At 43.3% G+C, this 22,486-nt stretch carries 26 protein-coding genes; 15 read left to right on the forward strand and 11 right to left on the reverse strand.

From position 1 onward, the window contains the following. Nucleotides 1-4 precede the first annotated feature (4 nt). The 7 genes from NFS34_RS02425 to NFS34_RS02455 all read right to left on the reverse strand — a co-directional run bounded on the left by NFS34_RS02425 (nt 5) and on the right by NFS34_RS02455 (nt 6,126). Entirely contained in the window at nt 5-1,774 is a 1,770-nt protein-coding gene (locus NFS34_RS02425; protein ID WP_251358274.1) for a diguanylate cyclase, read from the reverse strand. Continuing rightward, nucleotides 1,775-2,014, reverse strand: a complete 240-nt coding sequence (locus NFS34_RS02430) for a hypothetical protein (protein ID WP_251358275.1) — start codon at nt 2,012-2,014, stop codon at nt 1,775-1,777. A 43-nt stretch (nt 2,015-2,057) separates the two neighbouring features. Next, nucleotides 2,058-2,810: an SAM-dependent methyltransferase gene (locus NFS34_RS02435; RefSeq protein WP_251358277.1), complete on the reverse strand. Its 753-nt coding sequence runs from the start codon at nt 2,808-2,810 to the stop codon at nt 2,058-2,060. Beyond that, nucleotides 2,803-3,249, reverse strand: coding sequence for a GNAT family N-acetyltransferase (locus NFS34_RS02440; RefSeq protein ID WP_251358279.1), 447 nt, complete (start codon nt 3,247-3,249; stop codon nt 2,803-2,805). The genes NFS34_RS02435 and NFS34_RS02440 overlap by 8 nt, the downstream gene beginning before the upstream one ends. Before the next feature lie 22 nt (nt 3,250-3,271). Then, complete coding sequence (gene pepB, locus NFS34_RS02445; protein WP_251358281.1) at nt 3,272-4,540, reverse strand: aminopeptidase PepB; 1,269 nt, start codon at nt 4,538-4,540, stop codon at nt 3,272-3,274. Between the two features lie 74 nt (nt 4,541-4,614). Beyond that, complete coding sequence (gene ribA, locus NFS34_RS02450; RefSeq protein ID WP_376707952.1) at nt 4,615-5,202, reverse strand: GTP cyclohydrolase II; 588 nt, start codon at nt 5,200-5,202, stop codon at nt 4,615-4,617. Nucleotides 5,203-5,295: 93 nt separating this feature from the next. Continuing rightward, nucleotides 5,296-6,126, reverse strand: a complete 831-nt coding sequence (locus NFS34_RS02455) for an alpha/beta hydrolase (RefSeq protein ID WP_251358284.1) — start codon at nt 6,124-6,126, stop codon at nt 5,296-5,298. Between the two features lie 195 nt (nt 6,127-6,321). Between NFS34_RS02455 and NFS34_RS02460 the strand changes: the two genes are divergently transcribed. The 12 genes from NFS34_RS02460 (at nt 6,322) to acs (ending at nt 16,664) form a co-directional block, all read left to right on the forward strand. After that, the gene (locus NFS34_RS02460) at nt 6,322-6,651 is read left to right on the forward strand and encodes a Rieske (2Fe-2S) protein (RefSeq protein WP_251358286.1); all 330 of its coding nucleotides are present in this window, start codon (nt 6,322-6,324) and stop codon (nt 6,649-6,651) included. Nucleotides 6,652-6,700: 49 nt separating this feature from the next. Further along, nucleotides 6,701-7,285, forward strand: a complete 585-nt coding sequence (locus NFS34_RS02465) for a hypothetical protein (protein WP_251358287.1) — start codon at nt 6,701-6,703, stop codon at nt 7,283-7,285. A gap of 50 nt (nt 7,286-7,335) precedes the next feature. Next, nucleotides 7,336-8,085, forward strand: coding sequence for a DNA/RNA nuclease SfsA (gene sfsA, locus NFS34_RS02470; RefSeq protein ID WP_251358289.1), 750 nt, complete (start codon nt 7,336-7,338; stop codon nt 8,083-8,085). Between the two features lie 176 nt (nt 8,086-8,261). Continuing rightward, nucleotides 8,262-8,705 carry an RNA polymerase-binding protein DksA gene (gene dksA / locus NFS34_RS02475; protein ID WP_251358291.1) on the forward strand — a complete coding sequence of 148 codons (444 nt, stop codon included), beginning with the start codon at nt 8,262-8,264 and terminating at the stop codon, nt 8,703-8,705. Nucleotides 8,706-8,728: 23 nt separating this feature from the next. After that, complete coding sequence (gene gluQRS / locus NFS34_RS02480) at nt 8,729-9,583, forward strand: tRNA glutamyl-Q(34) synthetase GluQRS (protein ID WP_251358293.1); 855 nt, start codon at nt 8,729-8,731, stop codon at nt 9,581-9,583. Nucleotides 9,584-9,611: 28 nt separating this feature from the next. Further along, the gene (locus NFS34_RS02485) at nt 9,612-10,199 is read left to right on the forward strand and encodes a GIY-YIG nuclease family protein (protein WP_251358295.1); all 588 of its coding nucleotides are present in this window, start codon (nt 9,612-9,614) and stop codon (nt 10,197-10,199) included. A gap of 71 nt (nt 10,200-10,270) precedes the next feature. Next, the gene (gene pcnB / locus NFS34_RS02490; RefSeq protein ID WP_251358297.1) at nt 10,271-11,548 is read left to right on the forward strand and encodes a polynucleotide adenylyltransferase PcnB; all 1,278 of its coding nucleotides are present in this window, start codon (nt 10,271-10,273) and stop codon (nt 11,546-11,548) included. Further along, nucleotides 11,548-12,090: a 2-amino-4-hydroxy-6-hydroxymethyldihydropteridine diphosphokinase gene (gene folK / locus NFS34_RS02495; RefSeq protein WP_251358304.1), complete on the forward strand. Its 543-nt coding sequence runs from the start codon at nt 11,548-11,550 to the stop codon at nt 12,088-12,090. Before pcnB ends, folK begins: the two co-directional genes overlap by 1 nt. 13 nt (nt 12,091-12,103) lie before the next feature. Next, nucleotides 12,104-12,778 carry a deoxynucleoside kinase gene (locus NFS34_RS02500; protein WP_251358306.1) on the forward strand — a complete coding sequence of 225 codons (675 nt, stop codon included), beginning with the start codon at nt 12,104-12,106 and terminating at the stop codon, nt 12,776-12,778. Between the two features lie 33 nt (nt 12,779-12,811). Next, nucleotides 12,812-13,606, forward strand: a complete 795-nt coding sequence (panB, locus tag NFS34_RS02505; RefSeq protein WP_251358307.1) for a 3-methyl-2-oxobutanoate hydroxymethyltransferase — start codon at nt 12,812-12,814, stop codon at nt 13,604-13,606. A gap of 95 nt (nt 13,607-13,701) precedes the next feature. Continuing rightward, complete coding sequence (gene panC / locus NFS34_RS02510; RefSeq protein WP_251358309.1) at nt 13,702-14,544, forward strand: pantoate--beta-alanine ligase; 843 nt, start codon at nt 13,702-13,704, stop codon at nt 14,542-14,544. 176 nt (nt 14,545-14,720) lie between these two features. Then, nucleotides 14,721-16,664: an acetate--CoA ligase gene (acs, locus tag NFS34_RS02515; RefSeq protein ID WP_251358310.1), complete on the forward strand. Its 1,944-nt coding sequence runs from the start codon at nt 14,721-14,723 to the stop codon at nt 16,662-16,664. Between the two features lie 6 nt (nt 16,665-16,670). On the opposite strand, the gene NFS34_RS02520 is transcribed toward acs, so the two are convergent. Next, entirely contained in the window at nt 16,671-17,501 is an 831-nt protein-coding gene (locus tag NFS34_RS02520; RefSeq protein WP_251358311.1) for a DUF1853 family protein, read from the reverse strand. A gap of 114 nt (nt 17,502-17,615) precedes the next feature. Then, nucleotides 17,616-18,098, reverse strand: coding sequence for a Spy/CpxP family protein refolding chaperone (locus NFS34_RS02525; protein WP_251358312.1), 483 nt, complete (start codon nt 18,096-18,098; stop codon nt 17,616-17,618). Nucleotides 18,099-18,365: 267 nt separating this feature from the next. Here NFS34_RS02525 and NFS34_RS02530 point away from each other — a divergent pair, with 267 nt between their 5' ends. Both NFS34_RS02530 and NFS34_RS02535 read left to right on the forward strand, forming a co-directional pair. Beyond that, nucleotides 18,366-19,064, forward strand: a complete 699-nt coding sequence (locus NFS34_RS02530; RefSeq protein ID WP_251358313.1) for a response regulator transcription factor — start codon at nt 18,366-18,368, stop codon at nt 19,062-19,064. A 34-nt stretch (nt 19,065-19,098) separates the two neighbouring features. Further along, nucleotides 19,099-20,457 (forward strand): ATP-binding protein, encoded by a 1,359-nt coding sequence (locus tag NFS34_RS02535; protein WP_251358314.1) that lies wholly within the window; start codon nt 19,099-19,101, stop codon nt 20,455-20,457. 15 nt (nt 20,458-20,472) lie between these two features. Here the strand turns inward: NFS34_RS02535 and NFS34_RS02540 are convergent, their stop codons facing one another. Next, nucleotides 20,473-21,135, reverse strand: a complete 663-nt coding sequence (locus tag NFS34_RS02540; RefSeq protein ID WP_251358315.1) for a LysE family translocator — start codon at nt 21,133-21,135, stop codon at nt 20,473-20,475. Continuing rightward, nucleotides 21,135-21,896: a DedA family protein gene (locus tag NFS34_RS02545; RefSeq protein WP_251358316.1), complete on the reverse strand. Its 762-nt coding sequence runs from the start codon at nt 21,894-21,896 to the stop codon at nt 21,135-21,137. Before NFS34_RS02545 ends, NFS34_RS02540 begins: the two co-directional genes overlap by 1 nt. 126 nt (nt 21,897-22,022) lie before the next feature. Between NFS34_RS02545 and NFS34_RS02550 the strand changes: the two genes are divergently transcribed. Then, the gene (locus tag NFS34_RS02550; RefSeq protein ID WP_251358317.1) at nt 22,023-22,466 is read left to right on the forward strand and encodes a hypothetical protein; all 444 of its coding nucleotides are present in this window, start codon (nt 22,023-22,025) and stop codon (nt 22,464-22,466) included. Nucleotides 22,467-22,486: the final 20 nt, after the last annotated feature.

The raw sequence follows: 22,486 nt of genomic DNA on the forward strand, positions 1-22,486 counted from the left end.
CAAATTATTGCTTTTGAGAAACCTGCAATACTTGATTCTTACCAGCAGCCTTGGCCTGATACATAATTCTATCCGCATCGGCGATTAACTCTTGCAGTTGATGCCCCGAAACCTTGCTAGTAGTCACACCAAAACTGGCTGAAATTTTGAATATATGCCCTGAATCAGAAGTATCAATGGCTTCAATCGCCTGACGGCTCGCTTCAGCAATTTGTACCGCTTTAGTTAAATCGCAGTTAGGTAGCATGATGGCAAACTCTTCGCCGCCCAAACGCCCCACGATATCATTACTGCGCCAACATGGGCGGCAAACTTCAACCGCTTTCTTAAGCACCCAATCACCGACCAAGTGGCCATAATTGTCATTGACCGACTTAAACCCATCCATGTCGAACAAAATAAAGCTTACTTCATGTTCAGCGTTTTTACTCAGCTCAAGCGTTTTGCGTGATACGTAATAAAAATGATGACGAGAACTCACTCCTGTTAAAACATCAATTTCCGACTGGCGCTTTAACTTAACATGATTTCGTTTAACCCGATAAGCCCAGAACGCTAAAGTCGCAAGAAAGAAGGTCAGCAATAAAACAATAAGCTTATGATTCTTTGCCTCCTGCTTGGCAAGATCTTGCTCAAGTTTTAATACTTCGTTTTGTTTGTTGAGCAATTTAATTTCTTTTATCTTTTCACTAGTTTGCTGCTTTACGTATTGATAGGCAAATTGCTTAGCAGTTATATCATCTATATAAGCATTCTCTGCTTCGGTATATTTCTTATGATATTCTAGCGCGTCACTATACTGTCCATTGACTTCGCTAATTAAAGACAAATAATAAAATGCATCAACTACTGATTTCGAAAATGATGCATCCGACATATTTTCTAAGGCCAATTTGGCATGCTTTTGAGATGCATCGTAATTGTTTAAGTTGAAATGGGCTGTAGATAATAAGCTGTTATATTCTGATATAAGCCTAGTATATTTGGTATCACCAACCTCGGCTTCTAAACCAGAGAGCAATTCCACAACTGTTTTGTTATCTCCCAAACTAAGGTGATACTTTGCCTCCGTCGCTAAAATATGATTAGCTATTACCTTTTCGTTTGCCTGATAACATTTATTCCTATCTTTTTTGAACGCACCCGAATCGAAATTCAATGTTTCCAAATAAAAATGTGCTTCTTTTATTAAATGAAGAGCTACACATTGATTTCTTTCTGCTTTTGCTTCTCTTAGCAGAATATTTGCATATTTAAGTGCTTCCGAATGCATACCTACTTGGTTATAAAAAATCGCTGCCACGCCCAAACCATGCTCGCGAACCTCGGTATTCTGAAGTTTGTCTAATTGCTTTAAGTCCGATTCTAATTGCTGGAGTCCAAGGGTGTATTTTCTTTGTAGAGCATATATATTGACAAGAGAAGTCCCTGTTCGAAAATTTAGGTCTAAATTCTTACTTTCACTTAGGACTTCTGTGTATAAACTTATAGCTTTTTCATACTGCCCTAAGTATCCACTCATATAGCCTTCTAAATACTTAAGATAAAGGCGCTCTTCATCTGTTAGTTTGGATTCATGTGCAGATATATCTTTTAAAATTTTTATTGCTCTTTGAGGATCTGAGCTTCTTAGACTATCAGCTGTTTTTAAAATATGCGAAAACTCTTCAGCTTTAACAGTAGCGTTAAGTGAAGTAAAACCAATAAAAACGAACAAACCCCATATGTATACATATGGGGTTTTTAGAAAACAGAACCTTAAAGCTTTATGCATTTAGGCAATAGATCTGATATCTTCAGACTCTTCAGAGTCATCATCCTCGTCATCTTCAGCAGGCATTAAAATAGCATATATGTTATCACTCAAACTTAAACTTTTTAAGTTACCTGATGATATTTCATCAAGTAAAGCTTCATCTAAACCATGCTTTACCGCTAAATCTAGAAGTTCTTCTTTTGATATTAACTCTCCTCGTACCCCAGCTTCTTCAAGAAACTTTATTATATTAGCCATCTTTTTCTCCTATTTTAGTAACTAGGCCTTATTTGACACTATATTAGTGGTTGCTGTCAATTAACCTCTTACATGGCGGAATGACTAGCGTGCTATTCATAGTAAAACATGCTTCAGCCAAGTCTAAAAGCTTAACCTTTTCTTCTCGAATAGAGCTAATCTTTAAAAGGCGAGCTTCGTATATTATAACCTCATGACTAAGAGGATAATAACGAGATAATATTTTTACTAACATCTCAATATTTTTTTTATTAGTAGAAAATGCTTCAGACCTAAAATCCCCAGCCAAACCAATTTGCCAAAGTATTAATAGAGCACTAGTATCAACTTTACGCTCATACTTCATAAACTGACTAGTTTCGAAATGTTGGCAGCCCGTCTCGCCAGGATCTAAACATAGGTCAGCATAAAGGCATGCCTCCGCAGATATACCTGGCTCCATATAAGCTTTAAAGCCCTCTCTTTTTGCTATTTCGATAGCTTTCCTTGGAGATAAAGCAAAAACACACGGATGACCATAAAATGCACCACAGACTTTCATGCCGGCCCTGACTCCTTCAAGTAAGGCCTCCGTCATTTCACGATAAGTTTCCTGTCTAGGTTTCCCTGCCTTGTAGAATTTTTGTAAACTGATTACGTGAGTATTGAGGCTTTCCACCCACTGCTCTACTAATTTACTGGATGCTGCTACAAATACGATATCGGCACTTTCTACTTGGTACTTTGCCGCAGGGGTAATATGAGCCCCTAGCGTCATCCCTAAACCCACACAAACCAATTGACCGCCACTAGACAAGCTTTTTTCTCCAATACTGCCATTTGTTGCACTCCTTAAATTTAGAAAAACCTAATTTTACAACTAAATTTAAGGATGCAAGATGCTCTTGTTTAAATCTAACATTAATGACTTTTGCATTTAAATGTTCTTTCCCAAAGCTCATTAACGCTGACATAACCTCTGTTGCCAAACCTTTGCGTTGTTTAGCTTCTTTAAGCACCGTCCCCATTTGAAAGGAGCCTTCTCTAGACTCTTTAATTAAAGAAACAAAACCATAAGCTTGTTTTTCACTTCCCTGTATCAACCACAACTTACTTTCAGAATTACTCAAAAACTGAGACCAAGCTGAGTCAAGTTGCTCACCAGTCCAGGGACGACCAATCCATTTCATTACTGCTTCATCAGAAAACAGCCTGTAAAAAAATTCTTGTTCTTCGCTTGTAACGGGCTTTAACACACACCTTTGCGTAACTATCACTTTAGCCAATTAACTGTCTTGCAATACTTCTAAAACCTTGTCCAGTGCCACCTGCAGACCATTTTTTGGTAGCACTGTCGTTATAGGCCGCGGCGAGATCTAGATGGACCCAGCCTTTACCTTGATCGCGGACAAACCTCGATAAGAAACCCGCTGCATTGGAAGCGCCGCCCGGGCCGCCACCCTTTACTGCACGACTATTGGCAGTATCGGCAAAATTAGAGGGGCATTTGTTGGCATGGAAAGTCTCTAGCGGTAAAGGCCAGTGGCGCTCATTTTCAGCCTGAGCAGCAGTTAAAAAATCACTCCGCGCATCGTCATCAAGCGCAAACACCGCATTATAATCTTCGCCCAAAGCGGTTACAGCGGCACCGGTTAGAGTCGCAGCATTAATAATCGTTGGCGCGCCAGACTCTGACGCTAGTAATAAGCCATCGGCCAATACAATACGCCCTTCCGCGTCGGTATTCTGAATTTCAACAGTAACGCCATTGGGATAGGTCAAAATATCGCCGAGTTTGTAAGCATGCCCACTTATCAGGTTTTCCGCACAGCATAAATACAGATGCACTGGCTTATCCAGCCCACGCAAAATGGCTAAACCTAAAGCTCCAGTAACTGTGGCTGCACCGCCCATATCTGCTTTCATGTGTAGCATGCCAGTGCTGGGTTTGATGCTGTAGCCACCGCTATCAAAGGTAATGCCCTTGCCAACTAAGGCCGCGCTTGGAGTAGGATTGTCCAGTTCAGTGGGGTTAAATACTAATTTTAACAAGGCAGGTGGACGGGTGCTGCCACGGCCTACTTCCCAGGTACCAATATGGCCCGCTTCGGCTAAATCTTCACCAGCAACAATTTCATAGCTCACCTGCTCAGGCGCTAAGCTTTGGATAAATTCAGCTGCTTCTTCAGCCAACACCTGCGGCGCCAACACTTCCGGCGTTTCATTAACAATCGAGCGCATCCAGCGACTAACTTGCACTCGGCTATCCAGCTCGTGGCTATCCTCATCGACGAGTTCAGCATAAGCAATTTGCGTATCCACTTTAGGATCGTAAGAGCCTTGAAAAAATCCCCATTGAGCTTCCAGCGACCAATCACCTTGCAACTCAAAATCGGATACTCCGTTGGCGACCAGTTTACGTGCTGCCATTTGGATCGCTTCGGCCTCCAAGCTATGGATGGTCGCACTGTTATCGCCATAGCTGATCAGATTGCCTTGCCAAACGTTGGTTGCTTCTTGCTCGGATAGAAAAACTTGTAAGCTCATAAAATTCCTTAATTCTGTATTGCTGGGAGGCTATTTAGTTAAACCGCATTTATTCAAACGTTATGTGTTAAACACTATTTATTGAACAAGTGTCCCAGCTTGGATTGCTTGGTGGAGAGATAACCTTGATTATGCGGATTTTCGCCAAACTGCAAGGCAACCCGCTCGGAAACGTCAATCCCCGCTTCGATCATGGAGCTGACTTTACGCGGATTGTTGGTCATCAAACGAATTTGCTCAATTTCCAATTGCTGTAAAGCCTTAGCCGCCACCTTAAAATCACGCTCATCAGCGCCAAAGCCTAAATGTTCATTGGCTTCGACCGTATCCATGCCTTGATCTTGCAACGAATAAGCACGGATCTTATTGGTTAAGCCAATGCCGCGACCTTCTTGGCGTAAATAAAGCAAAACCCCAACACCCGCTTCGGCAATTTTTTGCAGCGCCGCATTCAGCTGAAAACCACAGTCACAGCGCAAACTAAAAAGCGCATCGCCAGTTAAACACTCCGAATGGATCCGAGTTAAGACCGCCTCGGCTTGTTGCCATTGTCCCAGAGTCAAAGCCACATGCTCTTTACCATCGCCCAGATCGAGCGCGTGGATGGTAAAATCCGCGTAAGGGGTGGGGAGCTTGGCTTGCAAGCGACTATTGTCCGTCATCAATTGGTTAAATCTTTGGTTGCTCAAACTTTAATGGCGTTATTTTACACTAGCGTTAGCAAAGTATCAGTAAAAGTATCCGCCAAAGCTTGGCTAATTCTCAATAAAATCAGCAACATCGCGCCAAAATTGCGGCCAATCGTCTGGAATATCATTGTGCCCGCCCGAATACACCTTATGTTTGGCATCTTTGGCCACTGCTAATAATTTACCCAACGAGGCAAAAGGCACGATTTTGTCCTTATCGCCATGAATGAGATACGACTTGCCATTAAACTTAGCCAGCTGAGTAAGGTTATCGAAAGGATCTTTAATCAAAAAAGGCGGTAGCCAGCGCTCTTTGGCCAAATCCTTAACGCTGGAATAAGTGGACATTAGTACCAGTCGGCGCGGTTGGTTCGATTCACCCGAATCAGTATCAATCGCACCGTCAAATAACGACAGAATGGCGCCACCGCCCATAGAGCGGCCGATCAAAGTGATATTGTTTGGATCAAGTTGCGGCTGCTGAAAAATCCAGCGATAAGCAATCGCCATGCATTCTTTGATCGACTGATAGCTGGGCTTGCCTTGCGAGCGGCCATAACCGGGATATTCCACTAACACCACCGCGAAACCGCGGTTACGCATAAAGTCCATGCTTGGCGCCCAAGAGTCCATAATATTACCATTGCCATGAGCCAACATAATCACCGGCGCTGGCAGCTCCGCGGGCTTTAAGCTCGGCAGGTAAGCAATTTCAAATATCCCTTGGGAAAACTGCAATTCAATCAATTCGCCGCCAGAATCTTTAATTAACTGTTCGTTAGCCGGTGGCAGTTCGTGCAGCGGAAACAGGAGTTTTCTTTGCAATAGATAAAATATGCTGGTGTAGACGGCATAACCAAAAGCCAACAAAGCAACCAGTATTATTAATGACTTCATATTCGCAGAATGTTCCCTAATTGTTATTCGCTATGATTCTTAGAGTGCTCAAACCTACTTACCTAAAGCTACCCACTTAAACAACCACAGCGGTTGCGTCGCAAAGCATTATTGGTAGAATTTAACTCTAATGGCGACTATCGCATATTTAACGCGCATTAGAAAAGCCTTTGTTGGTTGCAAAGAGGAAACCCTATGTCACACATTTGTATGGTCACGGATATTGAAGACGGCCAAGCCAAGGCTTATCCGCACCCCAACCCTAATCAAGAGCGCACCCTAATTGTGGTTCGCCGTGGCTTGGAAGTGTACGGCTATATTAATCGCTGTCCGCATGCCGGAACCGATCTCAATTGGCAAGAAGATCAGTTTATGACCGACGACGAGGCCTATCTGATGTGCTTTACTCATGGCGCCCTATTCGAGCCAGAAACCGGTAATTGTGTCGCAGGGCCTTGCGCTGGGGCGCGTTTGTCTGACGTTAAGTTGGAAGTCGAAAACGGCAAGGTGTTTGTAGCCGAATAGCGCTTTTCATCAATCTCTGCCCTACTCATCCTTTTCACGGAGCGAATTCATGAACAAATTATTACTGGCTAAAATTGCCCTAACCCTAGCCATTATCGCTATCGTTATTAGCTACACCGTTTATAACTTGAGCAAAACGCCCACCAGTTCAGCGCCGCCAGTGGTGGTTAAAGCAAAGGCTGCCACAAAAACTAAAGCGGAAAAACCGGTACTTTCAAGCCAAGCTAAAAACCAACAGCAAACATCAGAAGCTAATGAACCGCAGGAAATTCAGTCGCAAGAAATCAAAAAAGCTAAACCCAATCGCTTTGGGCAAAACAGTGACAAAGTCTTAGCAGATTTCAAGTCTGAGCCAGTACTGGATGCCAGCTGGGCCTATACTCAAGAGCAACTACTGTATAATTTAATTACGCAAGAGATTTACCCAAACGAAGGCATTAAAGTTGCTGATGAATTAACAGTAGAATGTAAATCCGAGACCTGCCTCGTATCCACCAAACTGGAATCCTTTGAGCAAGTGGAGAAGTTTTATGGCGCCCTGATTGGGTATGGACAAAACAAAGGTTATGAATTTGCCCCTGTGAAAATGAGCCCTGAAGAAACGATTTTTTCCGTTTATCCGCCGAAGCCATAAGTTAATAGGCTCCGGCTTTCGCAGGAGTTTCTGATCTCAAAAAATAAATTATGAAATTCTCATCCCCGCTGCTAGCAGCAACTCTAATCAAGCGCTACAAACGTTTTCTAGCGGATGTTCGCCATGCTCAACTGGGCGAATTTACTGTTCATTGTCCTAATACCGGCTCCATGAAAAACTGCTGGTCGGAGGGCGATAGGGTTTATTTGCTCGACTCGCAAAACCCTAAGCGCAAATACCAATACACTTGGATTTCCAGCCATATTAAAGCGACTGACTCTCAAGATCAGCATTGGTTATGTCTCAACACTCATCTAGCCAATCCAATCGTGGTGGAAGGGATTAACAATGGAGTAATCGAAGAGCTACAAAGCTACTCGTCGATCCAACAAGAAATAAAATATGGCGAGGAAAATAGCCGCATAGATTTGTTACTCACCGCTAATAACAAACCCGACTGTTATGTAGAAATTAAAACCGTGACCCTGCTTGAAGCAACGGTTGACGGCAAAGCGCTGGATCAAGGTCATGGTTTTTTCCCCGATGCAGTGTCTACTCGCGGGCAAAAGCATTTACGCGAGCTTACCACCCTGGCTCAAGCAGGCCATCGAGCAGTTTTGTTGTTTTTAGTGCAGCATTCGGGCATCAAATCGGTCAGTCCCGCCGCCCATATCGATCCTCAATATGCCCAATTATTAGGCCAAGCGCTTGATGCTGGGGTTGAAATCCTTTGCTACCGCACCCATATCAGCCCCGCAGAAATAATTCTGCAAGATTCATTGCCATTTATTTTTAAATAAATCAATGATTTAGGACATGAAGCGGTAAATTTGTCGATTTTTTCGAAAATAGCGCTTTTCAATTGTCATTGAGAGGGATAATATCCCTGTTTGCTATTTTAAGTCTTGCCCGCAACAGAGGCGACAATAACTAGCCAGAAGTGACTGTTTTACCATTTTTATGGAGCATTGATTAGATGCCAAGAAAAAAAGCTGCAACTAATGCAACCCTAGAAAAACTAGGAATTAAGCCTTACTCCGAGAAAAAAGGCGAAGATTACATGAACGATGCTCAGTATGAGCACTTTCGTACCATTTTAGACACTTGGAAAAAGCAATTGATGGAAGAAGTGGATCGCACTGTGCATCACATGCAAGATGAAGCGGCCAACTTCCCTGATCCAGTGGATCGCGCTTCCCAAGAAGAAGAATTTTCTTTAGAGCTGCGCACTCGTGATCGCGAACGCAAGTTGCTCAAGAAAATCACCCAATCGATCATCAAAATTGATGATGAAGAATACGGTTTCTGCGAATCTTGCGGTATCGAGATCGGTATTCGCCGTCTAGAAGCGCGTCCAACTGCAGAAATGTGTATCGACTGCAAAACCCTTGACGAAATTAAAGAGCGTCAATACGGTTAATTCCAAAGCGAACCCAAAGGCCAATGACTCCAAGTAAACCCGTTATTGGCCGCTTCGCGCCCTCGCCTTCTGGCCCACTCCATTTTGGCTCGCTCATCGCTGCCGTTGGTTCCTATCTAATTGCTAAAGCCAATGGCGGAAAATGGTTAGTGCGGATTGAAGATATAGATCCGCCGCGCGAAGTTGCTGGCGCTGCCGATCAGATTTTACGCCAGCTAGAAGCCTTTGGCTTTGAATGGGATGGCGAAGTGCTTTACCAAAGCACTCGGCTCGACCGCTATGAAGAAATCCTTAACGATTTAAAACTGCAAGATCTGGTTTATGCCTGTGATTGCACTCGTAAACAAATCTTTGCTCAGCGAGAAGATCGAATCTATACCAATGTTTGCGCTGATAAGAATTTAGCAGCGACTAAAATTGATGATGTGGCATGGCGAATGCGTCATGGAAAAGCTGATTACTCTTTTAATGATGGTATTCAAGGCCATTGCCAATTTGATCAATCCATTTACGACGAAGATTTTATTATCAAACGCAAAGATGGCCTTATAGCCTATCAATTAGCGGTAGTAGTCGATGATATTGACCAAGGGATTAACCAAATCGTCCGTGGTCTAGATATTCTTGATTCAACACCGCGTCAATTAAGGCTATATGAAGCTTTAAAGGCAACACCACCTGACTATTATCATCTGCCATTAGCATTGGATAAAAACGGCGATAAACTTTGCAAACAGCATGGTGCAAAAGCTATAGAAGCTGAAAATGCTAGTGAGCTATTGATTAAGGCGTTAGAGTTTTTGGGGTATGGTGTTGAAGCGTGCTCACAGGATTCTATCCCTCAAGAAATATTACTAAATGCTATACCAAGAGTTTAACTAAAAGTTTGAATATAAGGAGAGTGAGTTGAGTTATTCTTACTACGTTTATGCACTAAAAGATCCTAGAACAAACCCAGCACAGATATTTTATATTGGCAAAGGCACTGGTAGCCGCTCATCTGATCACATTACACAAATAGATAACACTCAAAAAGGAATGTTTATACAAGAAATTTTAAATGAAGGTCATCAAGTTATAATCTCAACATTAGTGAATAACTTAACTGAGAGCCAAGCTCTAAAGATTGAGTCAGAGTTGATAGCAAGTTTTGGCACAGTCAATACAGGTGGTTGCTTATATAATACTGTTATCCCTAAAGGGCTAGACCGTAAAATCCAAAAAAATATAAATGTACCTAACGGCATATTGGAAAAAGCCCAAATAGGACTAAATCTTTTAAAAGACAGTATAGAAGAGCTTTCAAAAACCAACCCTACAGGTATTACCAATTCAGATGCAGCACACTACTTAGGTTTGCAAAGTGATAATGAAGGCAAACAAAAAGATTATTTGACTTATAGTATCCTAGGAATACTATTAAAAGAAAATCGAGTGATTAGTATTAAAAAAGGTAACAAAAGAAAGTATCAGCATATAAGTCATCATAATTAATAATCAAGCAAGGCATTATTTCCATTCCCAAGCATGCTATTATTCGACGCATATCTCAAAATTTACTTTAAATGACTAATCCAAACCAAAGTATTATCCCACGCGATCAGCATAGCGTTTCTCGCGATTTTATTAGCGACAATGCGCTGAAGGTTTTGTATCGCCTGCATAAAGGTGGCTATCAAGCCTTTTTAGTGGGCGGCGGTGTGCGTGATATTTTGTTGGGTTTGCGACCAAAAGATTTCGATATTGCAACCGATGCGACGCCAGAGCAGGTAAAAAAACTATTTCGTAACTGCCGCATTATTGGCCGTCGTTTTCGCTTGGCCCATATTTTGTATGGTCGCGATATTATCGAAGTTGCCACTTTCCGCGCCCATTGTGACGATAATATTGAACAAGGTGCCGATGGCATGATAGTGCGGGATAATGTGTATGGCACTGTTGAAGAAGACGCCATTCGTCGCGACTTCACGGTTAATGCGCTCTACTACAATATTGCCGACTTTAGTATCCACGATTATTGCGGCGGCCTTGCGGATTTGGAAAAGCGGCAATTGAAAATGATTGGCGATCCTGTCGAGCGTTATCGAGAAGATCCGGTGCGCATGCTAAGAGCGGTTCGTTTAGGTTGTAAATTAAACCTGACTATCGAGCAACAAACTGCTAAACCGATTGCCGAATTAGCTCAGCTTTTAGAAGGCGTTCCAGCGGCGCGCTTGTGGGAAGAATATAAAAAAATGTTCCTCTCTGGCAAAGGCCAGCGCACTTTTAACCAGCTTAAGCATTTCGGCTTGCTGCCCTATTTATTTCCGCAAACCAGCAAAGCTATGGCAGAAAACGATGACTTTGCCGAATTGGTCACCATTGCTTTAGAAAATACCGACAGCCGTCTACGCGACGATAAAACCGTCAATCCAGCTTTTTTACAAGCTGTAATGCTATGGCAACCGCTACTCGATAAAACCGAAAAGCTGGTCGCAAAAGGCATGGGCTTTAACGATGCTTTTTACAAAAGTATGAATCCGGTAATTAACCAGCAAAGCCAAACGGTTTCGGTGATGCGCCGCTATGCTGGAGTCATTCAAGATATATGGGCGCTGCAAATTCGCCTGAAAACCAATTATGGTAAGCGAGTTTGGAGCCTTTTGGAACATCCGCGTTTTCGCGCCGCCTATGATTTTTTGTTGTTGCGAGCCGAAATCGACCCAAGCCACCAGCGACTGGCAGATTGGTGGACCGAGTTTCAGGAAGCCAGCCGCGAGCAGCGTCTAAAAATGCTGGCAAAAAGTAAGTCAAAAGGCTCGAAACGCCGTCCGCGCAAACGCAAAAGTCGAGCAAATCATTAATGGCAAGCGACATGCATATCGCTTATATCGGACTTGGCTCTAATCTTGATAACCCCATCCAACAAGTCACAAGGGCTTTATTGGAACTCGATCAACTTAGCAATTCTTATTTGTTGGCTTATTCCAGCTTGTATCAATCTAAAGCCATGACTTTGGATGATCATTCTGCGGACCTTGATGAGCTGCAACTGGATTATATTAATGCAGTCGCTAAATTAGCGACTGCGCTAGAACCCTTGCAATTACTGGATATGCTGCAAGCTATTGAAAATGCACATGAAAGGGTCCGTAAAAAACGTTGGGGCGCACGCACATTAGATTTGGATATCTTGCTCTACGATCATACAATCATCACTAGTGACGAGTCTGACAACCGATTGATAGTGCCACATTATGGGCTGCCAGCACGTGATTTTGTATTGTTACCTTTGGCTGAAATCAGTCCTAATTTGGTATTGCCCGACGGTAGCGAGCTAGCGGCGCTTATACACAATTGTGAGCAGTCGTATTTAAAACAACTCGATTTACAACAATTAGATTAACCGGAGACTATTGGTGAGCGCAGATCATCAAAACTCAAATCAAGCTAACCCAATTCCACACCGCTTTATCGCAGTCGAGGGGCCTATCGGCGTGGGAAAAACCACGCTGGCAAAAAAACTGGCGGAAGTGTTAGGTAGTGAACTGATTTTAGAACAAGCTGAAGAAAATCCTTTTTTAGAACGGTTTTATCAAGATCCCAAAACTGGGGCACTGCCAACTCAGCTGTACTTTTTATTCCAACGAGTGCGCCAGTTGCAAGAGGTGCGCCAGTCGGATATGTTCAGCCCAGTTCGAGTGGCTGATTATCTGATTGAAAAAGATCGCTTGTTCGCCCGCTCGACGCTCGACGCTGACGAGTTGCGATTATACGAGCAGGTGTATGATAATTTAACCATCGATTCGCCGAAACCGGATCTCACTATTTACCTGCAAGCTTCTGTTGATGTTCTCAACAACCGTATTCGCAAACGCGGTCGCACCATTGAATCGCCAATCACTAAAGATTATTTGAAAAAGATCTGCGATGCCTATACTGATTTCTTTTACTATTACGATGAATCGCCATTACTTATCGTCAATGCTTCAGGCTTGGACTTGGTGGAAAATGAAAACGATTTTAGTTTATTGTTAGAGCAGATCGCGAAAACTACTCGTGGTAAAAACTACTTTAATCCGCATCCGGCTTAAAGCACTGCTCAGTTTTTTTTTGGAAACAAATTTATGAAAAAGATCACCATTAGCCATCTTGAAAAACTAAAAAAACAAGGTGAAAAATTTTCTTGTCTCACGGCTTATGACGCTACCTTTTCGGAGGTGATCTCCGAGGCAGGGGTTGAGATGATTCTGGTTGGCGATTCACTAGGCAATGTTATTCAAGGCCAAGAAACTACGGTTCCCGTGACCCTAGAAGATATGGAGTACCATATTGCTTGCGTGGCTAATGCCAGCCCAAATTGCTTGATTATGGGCGATTTGCCTTACATGACCTATTCCACGCCGGAACAGGCTTACGATACCGCTGCGGCGATTATGCAGGCAGGCGCGCAAATGGTAAAACTCGAAGGTGGTGAGTGGCTTTACGCAACCATTGCCGGCCTAACCGAGCGAGGTATCCCAGTCTGTGCTCATTTAGGTTTAACCCCTCAGTCAGTTGATGCCTTAGGCGGTTTTAAGGTGCAAGGGCGCGATGATAAAACCGCCTCGAAAATGTTGCTGGATGCCAAGGCGTTACAAAAAGCTGGCGCTCGCATGTTAGTGCTCGAATGTGTGCCGAGCAAGCTGGCAAAACTAATTAGTGAGTCCTTAAGCATTCCGGTTATGGGGATTGGCGCTGGGGTTGATGTGGACGGTCAGGTGCTGGTGCTACACGATATGCTCGGCATTTCACCTTTTCAGGTGAAATTTGTGCGCAACTTTATGGCCGAAGCTAATGGCTCAATTCAAGATGCCATTGCCTTGTATCATAACGAAGTTAAAGAGCAGAATTTTCCAGCAGAAGAGCATAGTTTCGAGTAAGTTTTTATACCCTCATTGCGAGAAATTTGCGACCAACCAATCAGCTTACTAAGATTGCCGCGCTCATGCTTCGCTCGCAATGACTGAGAAACAATATGATTATTGTAAACACCATCAAAGAGCTACAAACTGAATTAACTAGCCACCGGCAGGATGGCAAGCGAATTGGTTTTGTGCCGACCATGGGAAATCTGCACCAAGGTCATCTCAGCTTGGTGGAAGTGGCAAAAAGGCATTCTGATATTGTAGTAGTCAGTTTATTCGTCAACCCCACCCAGTTTGGCCCAAACGAAGATTTTGACTCTTATCCAAGAACGCTGGATGCCGATTGTGATAAACTTAAAAACCAAGGTACTGATATCGTATTTGCTCCAGCTACCGACGAAGTCTATCCCAAGTGGCCTAACATCACTTCGGTGCATGTAGCCAAACTCGGCAAAAACCATTGTGGGGCTTCGCGTCCAGGGCATTTTGATGGTGTCACCACCGTTGTTTCAAAGCTGTTTAATATGGTCCGTCCTGATTGCGCGGTGTTTGGTGAAAAAGATTTCCAACAAATTAGCATTATTCGGCGCATGGTTTCCGATCTCAACTTCCCGCTTGACATTATCGGTGCGCCAATCGTACGCGAAGCCAATGGTTTAGCCATGAGCTCGCGCAATGGCTATTTATCTACCGAAGAAAAAGATCACGCCAGCAACATCTATAAAACCCTATTATGGGCAAAGTCTGAGATTGAAAACGGTCGCCACGATTTTCGTCAATTAGAAACCGAAGCCAAGCAAAGACTAACCGAGTTAGGCTTTGTACCCGATTATTTTAATATCGCCAACCAAGAAACTTTAGCGCTGGCGCAAGAGCAGGATTCACAGCTGGTTATTTTATTGGCTGCTTTTATGGGAAAAGTGCGTTTGATTGATAATATAAAAATTAAGTAAGGAGAAATATGCCAAGACGGTTAACCACCACCCCAAAAGCAACCCATCAAACTTTAAAAAATGTATCTTATGAAAGTAGAGTCATCAGTTGGCTGATGCATTCCACAAACTGTAACCTTTAAAGATTACTGAAATTCAATTATCCTGACTCAACAGAATTCGTTATGAGGTCTTTAATGTCTGCAAGTAAAACCTATCCAATTCGCACCATTCCAGCACATAAGCCGCACATTGATGAAGAAACTTATCAGCGGATGTATCAACAATCCATCGAGAATCCGGAGCGTTTTTGGACTCGCATGGCGAATGAGTTTGTGGAATGGTTTGAACCTTGGCATACGCTCTCGGATATTGATTATCACAAAGCTAAAATTAAATGGTTCGAAGGCGCCAAGCTTAATGTGAGTTACAACTGTATTGATCGTCATTTAACTGATAAAGCCGAACAAACGGCCATTATTTGGGAAGGCGATGAACCTGATCAGCAAAAATATATTTCCTATCAAGAACTTCACGATGAAGTTTGTCGTTTCGCTAACGCCTTAAAATCTCTTGGGGTTACAAAAGGCGATCGGGTGTGTATATATATGCCGATGATCCCCGAAGTAGCTTATGCCATGTTAGCTTGCGCGCGCATTGGCGCTGTTCATTCGGTGGTCTTTGGCGGTTTTTCGCCTGAAGCTTTAAAAACCCGAATTTTGGACAGTGATTGCCAAGTGATCATCACGGCCGACGAAGGTATTCGCGGTGGCAAGAAAATTCCTTTAAAAGCTAATACCGACCAAGCACTTGAAGACTGCCCCAACGTACATACGGTGATGGTAGTGAAGCACACCAATAAAACTACCAGCTGGTTTGGTAATCGGGATGTGGATTATAACCAGCTTAGACTGGAAATGGAGACTGATTGCCCGCCGGAAATTATGGATGCCGAAGATCCCTTATTTATTCTCTATACTTCTGGCTCTACCGGTAAGCCCAAAGGTGTCTTACACACTTCTGGCGGTTATATTTTATATGCTGCCATGACCCATAAATACGTGTTTGATTATCATGAAGGCGATATTTATTGGTGTACCGCGGATGCCGGTTGGATCACCGGCCACTCCTATATTTTTTATGGCCCACTTGCCAATGGCGCTACAACGCTAATGTTCGAAGGTGTGCCCAATTATCCTAATGCTTCGCGTTTTTGGGATGTCGTGGATAAACATAAGGTTAATATTTTTTATACCGCGCCAACCGCTATTCGCGCTTTAATGGCGCTCGGCGATGAGCCAGTAAAATCGACTTCGCGCCAGTCCTTGCGCGTTTTGGGAACCGTTGGCGAGCCGATTAATCCTGAAGCTTGGGAGTGGTACGATAAAGTGGTAGGCGAGCAGCGTTGTCCGATTGTCGATACTTGGTGGCAAACCGAAACCGGTGGTATTTTAATCTCACCGTTACCGGGCGCAACGCCACTTAAGCCAGGGTCAGCAACCAAACCGTTTTTTGGGGTGCAACCTGCGATCTTGGATAAAGACGGTAAAGAGGTACTTGACGACGAGCATGGCGAAGCCAGCGGTAGTTTAGTGATGAAAGTCTCTTGGCCCGGGCAAATGCGTGGAGTTTATGGTGATCAGCAGCGCTTCTTCGACACCTATTTCTCGCAGTTTGCAGGCTACTATTTTACAGGCGATGGCGCGCGCCGTGATGCCGATGGTTTTTACTGGATCACTGGCCGCATGGATGATGTGCTGAATGTTTCTGGGCATCGCCTCGGCACTGCCGAGATCGAAAGTGCTTTAGTGTTGCATCCGGCAGTGGCCGAAGCCGCCGTTGTCGGTTATCCGCACGAGATCAAAGGCCAAGGGATCTATGCTTATGTCACCCCCATGACGGGCACAACAATGTCTGATGAGCTTATGGCGGAATTAATTGCGTATGTTGCTAAAGAAATTGGCCCTATTGCTAAGCCCGATAAAATTCAATGGGCGCCTGGTTTGCCAAAGACCCGTTCAGGCAAAATTATGCGGCGTATTCTACGCAAGATTGCCGAGAACGAATTGGAGAATCTAGGCGATACCTCGACTCTTGCGGAACCGTCGGTAGTTGAAGAATTAATTACTAATCGACTCTAGTTTAATCTAGGAAACAGCTTGAACGCGAAGCTGGGCTTTGTCTAACCAGTCTTGATTTACCACAAAGCCCCGCATCACTTCTATTCCATCTTTTACGGCTACAATTTTTTGTAAGCTAAAACCCTCAAAATCGAACGCCACTGGCAAGAGTTCATTAAGATCAGCATTGGATACTTCGGCTAACCAATAAAAACGCGGCAATTGATACCAATGGTAATCGGTCGACTCTATTAATTGGGATAAGTCTGTATATTCGATCCAAAAGCCTTTCAGGTGTTGTTCATTTACTTGTTTCGGATAGCAAAAACTTTGCTCGACAAAGCTTGTCCATGGATAAAATAAGCGGCCTCGTGTTAACAGCCGTTTTTCATTCACGATAATACCTTTACCCGACAACCAGGGTTTAACTGCAGGCTGCTCCGACAGTTGCAACTGATGCTGAAACAATCGTTGATATTTATTATCAAAGCGATCTTTTAGATTAGGGCCAACCCAATCTGATAGCGAAGATCCTATGCCAATGTTTAAATAAAACTTTACCGCAAGCTCGCAATGAATAATTTGATTTTGATATTTGATAATAGAATCGAACTCACCAAGGGTTTGTTTATCAATAATAATTTGTAGGTTTTGCTCGAGGCTTTCAATGCTTGAACTGGTCGTTAACAAATTAAACCAGAGTTGTTCAAAATAAATGCCGAGTCGATGGGTCTTTTCAAATTCAAAGTTACGCTTAGCGATTAATAGATCCAGCAAGGGTTGCACGCTGCTAGTCGCATCTAAGGCTAATAATTCAGGGCTATCAAGTAACCATTGTTGATCGGCGTGAAATCGCATTATTAATTTTCTAAGAAAATTTTATCCTAACAAAAAAAGCCACCTTAATCATGGTGGCTATAAAGTTAATTTCACGTGGAAATTAATGGGTAGTATTTTGCTAACTCAGTGGCGCTAGCCAGTTTTATCGCTGTTGCGGTATTCTTTTTTAAGGGCGCGCATTTTTTGGCGTTTTTCCCTCTTATGGGCCTTCATTTCATCAAGCTTTACTCGCTGCTCATCGGTCAAGATGGCACGGAACTCTTTCCCAGCGGCATGTTTTTGCGCTAGCTTATCCGCTTTCAGGTCTGCTTCTTGTTGTAATAGACTTCTTAGACGACCTTGATCTAAAACCTCTTGCTGCATCACTTCACGGATTTGCTTATTTAGATCAGCCATCCGCGCTTTGTTCGCTTGCAGCTGTGCCTTGCGCTGCCCTTTATTGGCAGCAACTTGCGCTTTTTGCTCCTCGGTTAACTCAAGCTTTTTATAAAGATGCTCTTTGTGATGCATCTTTTTATGGTGTTTATGCATAGGACCAGCAACCGCACTCATAGACATAGCACCAGCAGATGCTAATAGTGCTGCTGCAATCGATACTTTTCTAAGTTTATTCATAAGGGACTCCATTAATAACTAGGTATCTTAATAACAAGATATTGTGCACTAAGCGACTTCTAACCTAGTGGACATTATTCCACTCAAAGAAATCACTTATCGTTTGGTATGATTTACTATACCCAGTTCTGTCTTACAGTGGGTAAAGTTTCAGTAAAAGTCCTGTAAATGTCGCTGACTAATCTTTACATTCAGCCGGTGCGTTTATGCTGTAAATTCATGATATTATTGATTTAGTTATGATTATTTTTACGTTATGGAAGTTTTATGGCTCGATTATTGTTAGCCGATGATGACATTGAACTTTGTCAGCTACTTAGCGAATATTTAGGCAACGAAGGCTTCGGCATTGAGCTAGCCCATGATGGCGCCAGCGCTGCTAAATTAATTTTGAATCAAGAATTTGACCTGATGGTACTGGACGTAATGTTACCGAACCTGAACGGTTTTGAAGTGCTTAAAGAAGTACGCAAAGAATCTCAGATCCCGATTTTAATGCTCACCGCCCGTGGCGATGAAATTGACCGGATTGTAGGGTTAGAGCTTGGCGCCGACGATTATATTGGCAAACCCTGCAATCCGCGCGAACTGACAGCCCGAATTCGTTCCATTTTACGGCGCACTGAAAATATTTATCAGGCTAAAAATAAAAAACTTGAATCGATCCATATCGCCGATGTTTATATCAACCCGGCGGCACGCGAAGTGTTACAAGATAATGCCACCGTCAAGCTCACCGCAACTGAGTTTGACATTTTATATCTATTGATGTCGCAAGCTGGACAACTGGTGGATCGCGATCAACTGTCCGAATCTTGCCTTGGCCGTAAGCTAGAGCCTTATGATCGCAGCATTGATATGCACATCAGTAATCTTCGCCGCAAACTGGGAACCGATGACAAAGGTGATGAGCGGATTAAAACAGTTCGAGGAGTTGGCTACCAATATGTTGCCCTCGATTCGTAGGTTAGCGCGCCCCAACCTATTCTGGAAAATCTTTTTGTGGTTTTGGTTAGCCACCTTAATCGTGTTGGCAAGTCTGGTATTTCTGTATAGTTTTACCGAGCAAGACAGTCGTCAAGTTCCCATTGAGCGGAAAGAGCTTATCGAGCTGAGAAAAACCGCCATCATGATCCAACAAAAACGCCTGCTTGATGAATACCAAGACTTGATGCTACTGCAACCTAAAAAAGCGTTAAAACTGCTAGAAAATACCTTCATTCTAGATAAATACGGCAAAGATTTATTCGAGCGAGATGTCCCCGAAGCTATTTACAAACTGCGTGCTTTTAATAAAAGAACTCATAAGATCGCGGCAGTAGTGAATAACAATATTAGTTATTATGGTCCCGAGGTTGTATACAATCGCGGAAAGCACTACCAATTGTATTTGAGCAAAAAAAGCCAACAACATTTTTACAGCGTACTGGCCTATATCTATCACTCCACCTCGATCTGGAACATTCTCGCCACGCTAGTTATTAGCGCCTTGGTCTGTTTTGGCCTTGCTTGGTACCTCACCAAACCAATCCATCAATTACAAAAAGCTACTCGTGATTTTGCTTCTGGAAATTTACGAGCAAGAGCTAAAAACTTTATCGGCAAAAGGCATGATGAGTTTGCTGATTTAGGCGAAGACTTTGATCGAATGGCTGATAAAATTGATCAAATGATACACTCGCAAAAACGCCTGTTAAGCGATGTGTCGCACGAGTTGCGCTCACCGCTAACCCGCATGCAGATCGCTTCTGGATTAGCCTTAAATAAAGCCACCGACGATAATCGTAAACATTTAGAGCGGATCGAACTGGAAATTGAGCGACTGGATGACATGATTGGCGAACTGCTGCAAGTAGCGGCTTTAGAACGTGGTCATTATTATGAAGAAAAATCCAGCTTTGTTCTAAATAATTTGATTTACGTACTTGTTCAAGATGCCCAATTTGAAGCCAACGCTAACGCTAAAGGAGTGATTTTCAATGCCAATGAAGACATTGAATTTTACGGCTATTATGGGCTAATCGCGCGGGCGGTGGAAAATATTTTACGCAATGCCATTCGTCATACGGAAAAAAATACTCAGGTTACGGTAAACCTGAGCCAAAATGGAAATGCGATTGACATTACCATTCAAGATCAAGGTCCTGGTGTTAACGGACTGCATATCGATAAAATTTTCGAACCTTTCTATCGACCAACTGAAGCCCGCGAACGAACTTCTGGTGGTACCGGTTTAGGGTTGGCCATTGCCAAACGAGGGATTGAAGCGAATGGAGGAAAGATCTTAGCCATTAATGGTACCGAGTGCGGCCTGGATAAAGGCTTGAAAGTTACCATTGTTCTTCCCAAATCGAACTAGCAGCCAAGTCTGCCGCTAATCAATTTTGGCAAATAGCAACATAATCGCTAGACCGATTAAGAATGCGCCTAGAATACGATCGATCCAATAGCCGTAATTGGCGAAAAAGCCACGAACTTTTTGCTGGCTTAACAGAAAAGATAAGCTCACAAACCAAGCCGCAGTCGCAAACGCCATCCAGATCCCGTACACCAGCTGAATCTTGATTGGAGTGCTAGTACTGATGATGCTGGTAAATAAAGAAAAGAAAAATAAAGTTGCTTTAGGGTTAAGTACATTGGTCATGAAACCTTGGCGAAATGCTTTAGACAGTGGCATTTGTTGCTGGCTAGGCTTATCATTTTGTTTAGAATTTGGGGACGATTTTTGCGCTCGAATCGCTTGCAAACCGATATAACCTAAATACAAAGCACCAGCGATCTTGATGCTGGTAAACAACCATGGAGTACTTTTGATCAAGGCACCAACGCCAACTAAGGCAATCGCCACGTGTACCAAAATAGCCAAGCCAATCCCTATACTCGTGACTATGGCCGGACGACGACCAAAAATTAAACTTTGCCGCATTACAATTGCAAAATCAGGACCGGGGCTAGCCACTGCCAACAAATGAGCCGAAGCAATCAGCAAAAACTCTTGCCAATAATTATCAAATAGGCTTTGAATTAACTCCACCATTAGCTGATCACCTGCCAGATTTTCTGACTAAGCTCAAGCATCAAGGGGCCATACCGAGTTTGGGTCAAAAAGACAATCACACCCAGCAATAATACCGGCATAAGCGCAAACACCAACTTTCGCCGACTTGCCAATACAGTTGATGCTTGTCTTGCGCGGTAAGCATCAATTAAAAAACGCCCCATTAGCCATATCGCCGAAGCGATGGCAACCACGCAACCAAGCAAAATCCATATTTCTTGCTTCTCAAAAGTCAAAGCGGCTCCAACCACTACTCCAGGCATCAAATAGACCGGCGCCCAAATTAGGGTCGCTAGCACCACCGCGCTAATAAAGCGTTTAAAAACCATATCAAGCAAACCAGCAATCAGCGATATTACTGCACGGATAGGGCCAATAAATTGACCAATAAGGATACTCGCAAAGCCATGACGTTTAACAAAACTTTCGGCATTATCCAGCAACTTTTGATGCCGACCCACCCAAGCACTTTGGTGCAGTCTGTCCTTAAAGTAAAAGCCCACGCCATAGGATACCAGCTGACCCAATACCGCTCCTGAAAAACTTGAAAGCGCCATTAACCAAAAATTTAAGTGGCCATTACCAATAAGAGTGCCTACCCCAACCAATAAAAGCCAGCCAGGAACCGCTAAACCAATAATCGCCAAGGACTCAAGAAAAGCAATAGCAAACACCGCCAAGCCTGCCCAATAAGGGTTAGCGGAAATCCAGTCTAAGAGGTTTGAGACAAATTGTTCCATGGCCGCATCATGAACAAAATTATTGTTAATGTCGAGTATTTCCTAAAGCGGACGATTAAATCATTCTTGCCAAATTTTTAGCAGTCGTTTATCGTGCTAAACATTAGAAAACTCGAGAAAATAGCGATGAGTGACCAATATAAAACCATTATCCAACAGCGCCAACCGCAAGAAGTGGAAATCTTTCAAAATATCCACCCAAACGTTGAGCCGCCAAAGCTTGATGCCAATCAACTTAATGCCAACCAAGCGGTCAACGACTACCGTTCTTCAGGAGAGTTGATTCGTAGTCTCGCCAATACCATACGCCTATGGCGACAAAACACTCCAGCCGATGCACAACCGGCGATTACGGCTATTTTGTCCGGCGGTATGCAAATTAGCGTCACTCGCCTGGCCCAAGAATCTTTTCACGGAATACGCATAGAAGGCCACGTTGGCGGCAATCCTTGCATGCTACTGACCCACCAATCGAATGTGCAATTGCTGTGCTATATTGAAAAAATAGCGGAAGAAGTTCCAGAAAGAACTATTGGCTTTATCGTCGATGGAAAGGAAACCCAAGAATAACCTGCGGTTGAGCCGAATTT

Source organism: Kangiella sp. TOML190 (assembly GCF_023706045.1).
GTDB lineage: Bacteria > Pseudomonadota > Gammaproteobacteria > Enterobacterales > Kangiellaceae > Kangiella.

Bases quoted from the DNA above. Each gene is read 5' to 3' on its own strand.
- NFS34_RS02425 (WP_251358274.1), bottom strand. From the start codon at position 1,774: ATGCATAAAGCTTTAAGGTTCTGTTTTCTAAAAACCCCATATGTATAC.
- NFS34_RS02430 (WP_251358275.1), bottom strand. From the start codon at position 2,014: ATGGCTAATATAATAAAGTTTCTTGAAGAAGCTGGGGTACGAGGAGAG.
- pepB (WP_251358281.1), bottom strand. From the start codon at position 4,540: ATGAGCTTACAAGTTTTTCTATCCGAGCAAGAAGCAACCAACGTTTGG.
- ribA (WP_376707952.1), bottom strand. From the start codon at position 5,202: ATGACGGACAATAGTCGCTTGCAAGCCAAGCTCCCCACCCCTTACGCG.
- NFS34_RS02455 (WP_251358284.1), bottom strand. From the start codon at position 6,126: ATGAAGTCATTAATAATACTGGTTGCTTTGTTGGCTTTTGGTTATGCC.
- NFS34_RS02460 (WP_251358286.1), top strand. From the start codon at position 6,322: ATGTCACACATTTGTATGGTCACGGATATTGAAGACGGCCAAGCCAAG.
- NFS34_RS02465 (WP_251358287.1), top strand. From the start codon at position 6,701: ATGAACAAATTATTACTGGCTAAAATTGCCCTAACCCTAGCCATTATC.
- sfsA (WP_251358289.1), top strand. From the start codon at position 7,336: ATGAAATTCTCATCCCCGCTGCTAGCAGCAACTCTAATCAAGCGCTAC.
- dksA (WP_251358291.1), top strand. From the start codon at position 8,262: ATGCCAAGAAAAAAAGCTGCAACTAATGCAACCCTAGAAAAACTAGGA.
- gluQRS (WP_251358293.1), top strand. From the start codon at position 8,729: ATGACTCCAAGTAAACCCGTTATTGGCCGCTTCGCGCCCTCGCCTTCT.
- pcnB (WP_251358297.1), top strand. From the start codon at position 10,271: ATGACTAATCCAAACCAAAGTATTATCCCACGCGATCAGCATAGCGTT.
- folK (WP_251358304.1), top strand. From the start codon at position 11,548: ATGGCAAGCGACATGCATATCGCTTATATCGGACTTGGCTCTAATCTT.
- panB (WP_251358307.1), top strand. From the start codon at position 12,812: ATGAAAAAGATCACCATTAGCCATCTTGAAAAACTAAAAAAACAAGGT.
- panC (WP_251358309.1), top strand. From the start codon at position 13,702: ATGATTATTGTAAACACCATCAAAGAGCTACAAACTGAATTAACTAGC.
- acs (WP_251358310.1), top strand. From the start codon at position 14,721: ATGTCTGCAAGTAAAACCTATCCAATTCGCACCATTCCAGCACATAAG.
- NFS34_RS02520 (WP_251358311.1), bottom strand. From the start codon at position 17,501: ATGCGATTTCACGCCGATCAACAATGGTTACTTGATAGCCCTGAATTA.
- NFS34_RS02525 (WP_251358312.1), bottom strand. From the start codon at position 18,098: ATGAATAAACTTAGAAAAGTATCGATTGCAGCAGCACTATTAGCATCT.
- NFS34_RS02530 (WP_251358313.1), top strand. From the start codon at position 18,366: ATGGCTCGATTATTGTTAGCCGATGATGACATTGAACTTTGTCAGCTA.
- NFS34_RS02540 (WP_251358315.1), bottom strand. From the start codon at position 21,135: ATGGTGGAGTTAATTCAAAGCCTATTTGATAATTATTGGCAAGAGTTT.
- NFS34_RS02545 (WP_251358316.1), bottom strand. From the start codon at position 21,896: ATGGAACAATTTGTCTCAAACCTCTTAGACTGGATTTCCGCTAACCCT.
- NFS34_RS02550 (WP_251358317.1), top strand. From the start codon at position 22,023: ATGAGTGACCAATATAAAACCATTATCCAACAGCGCCAACCGCAAGAA.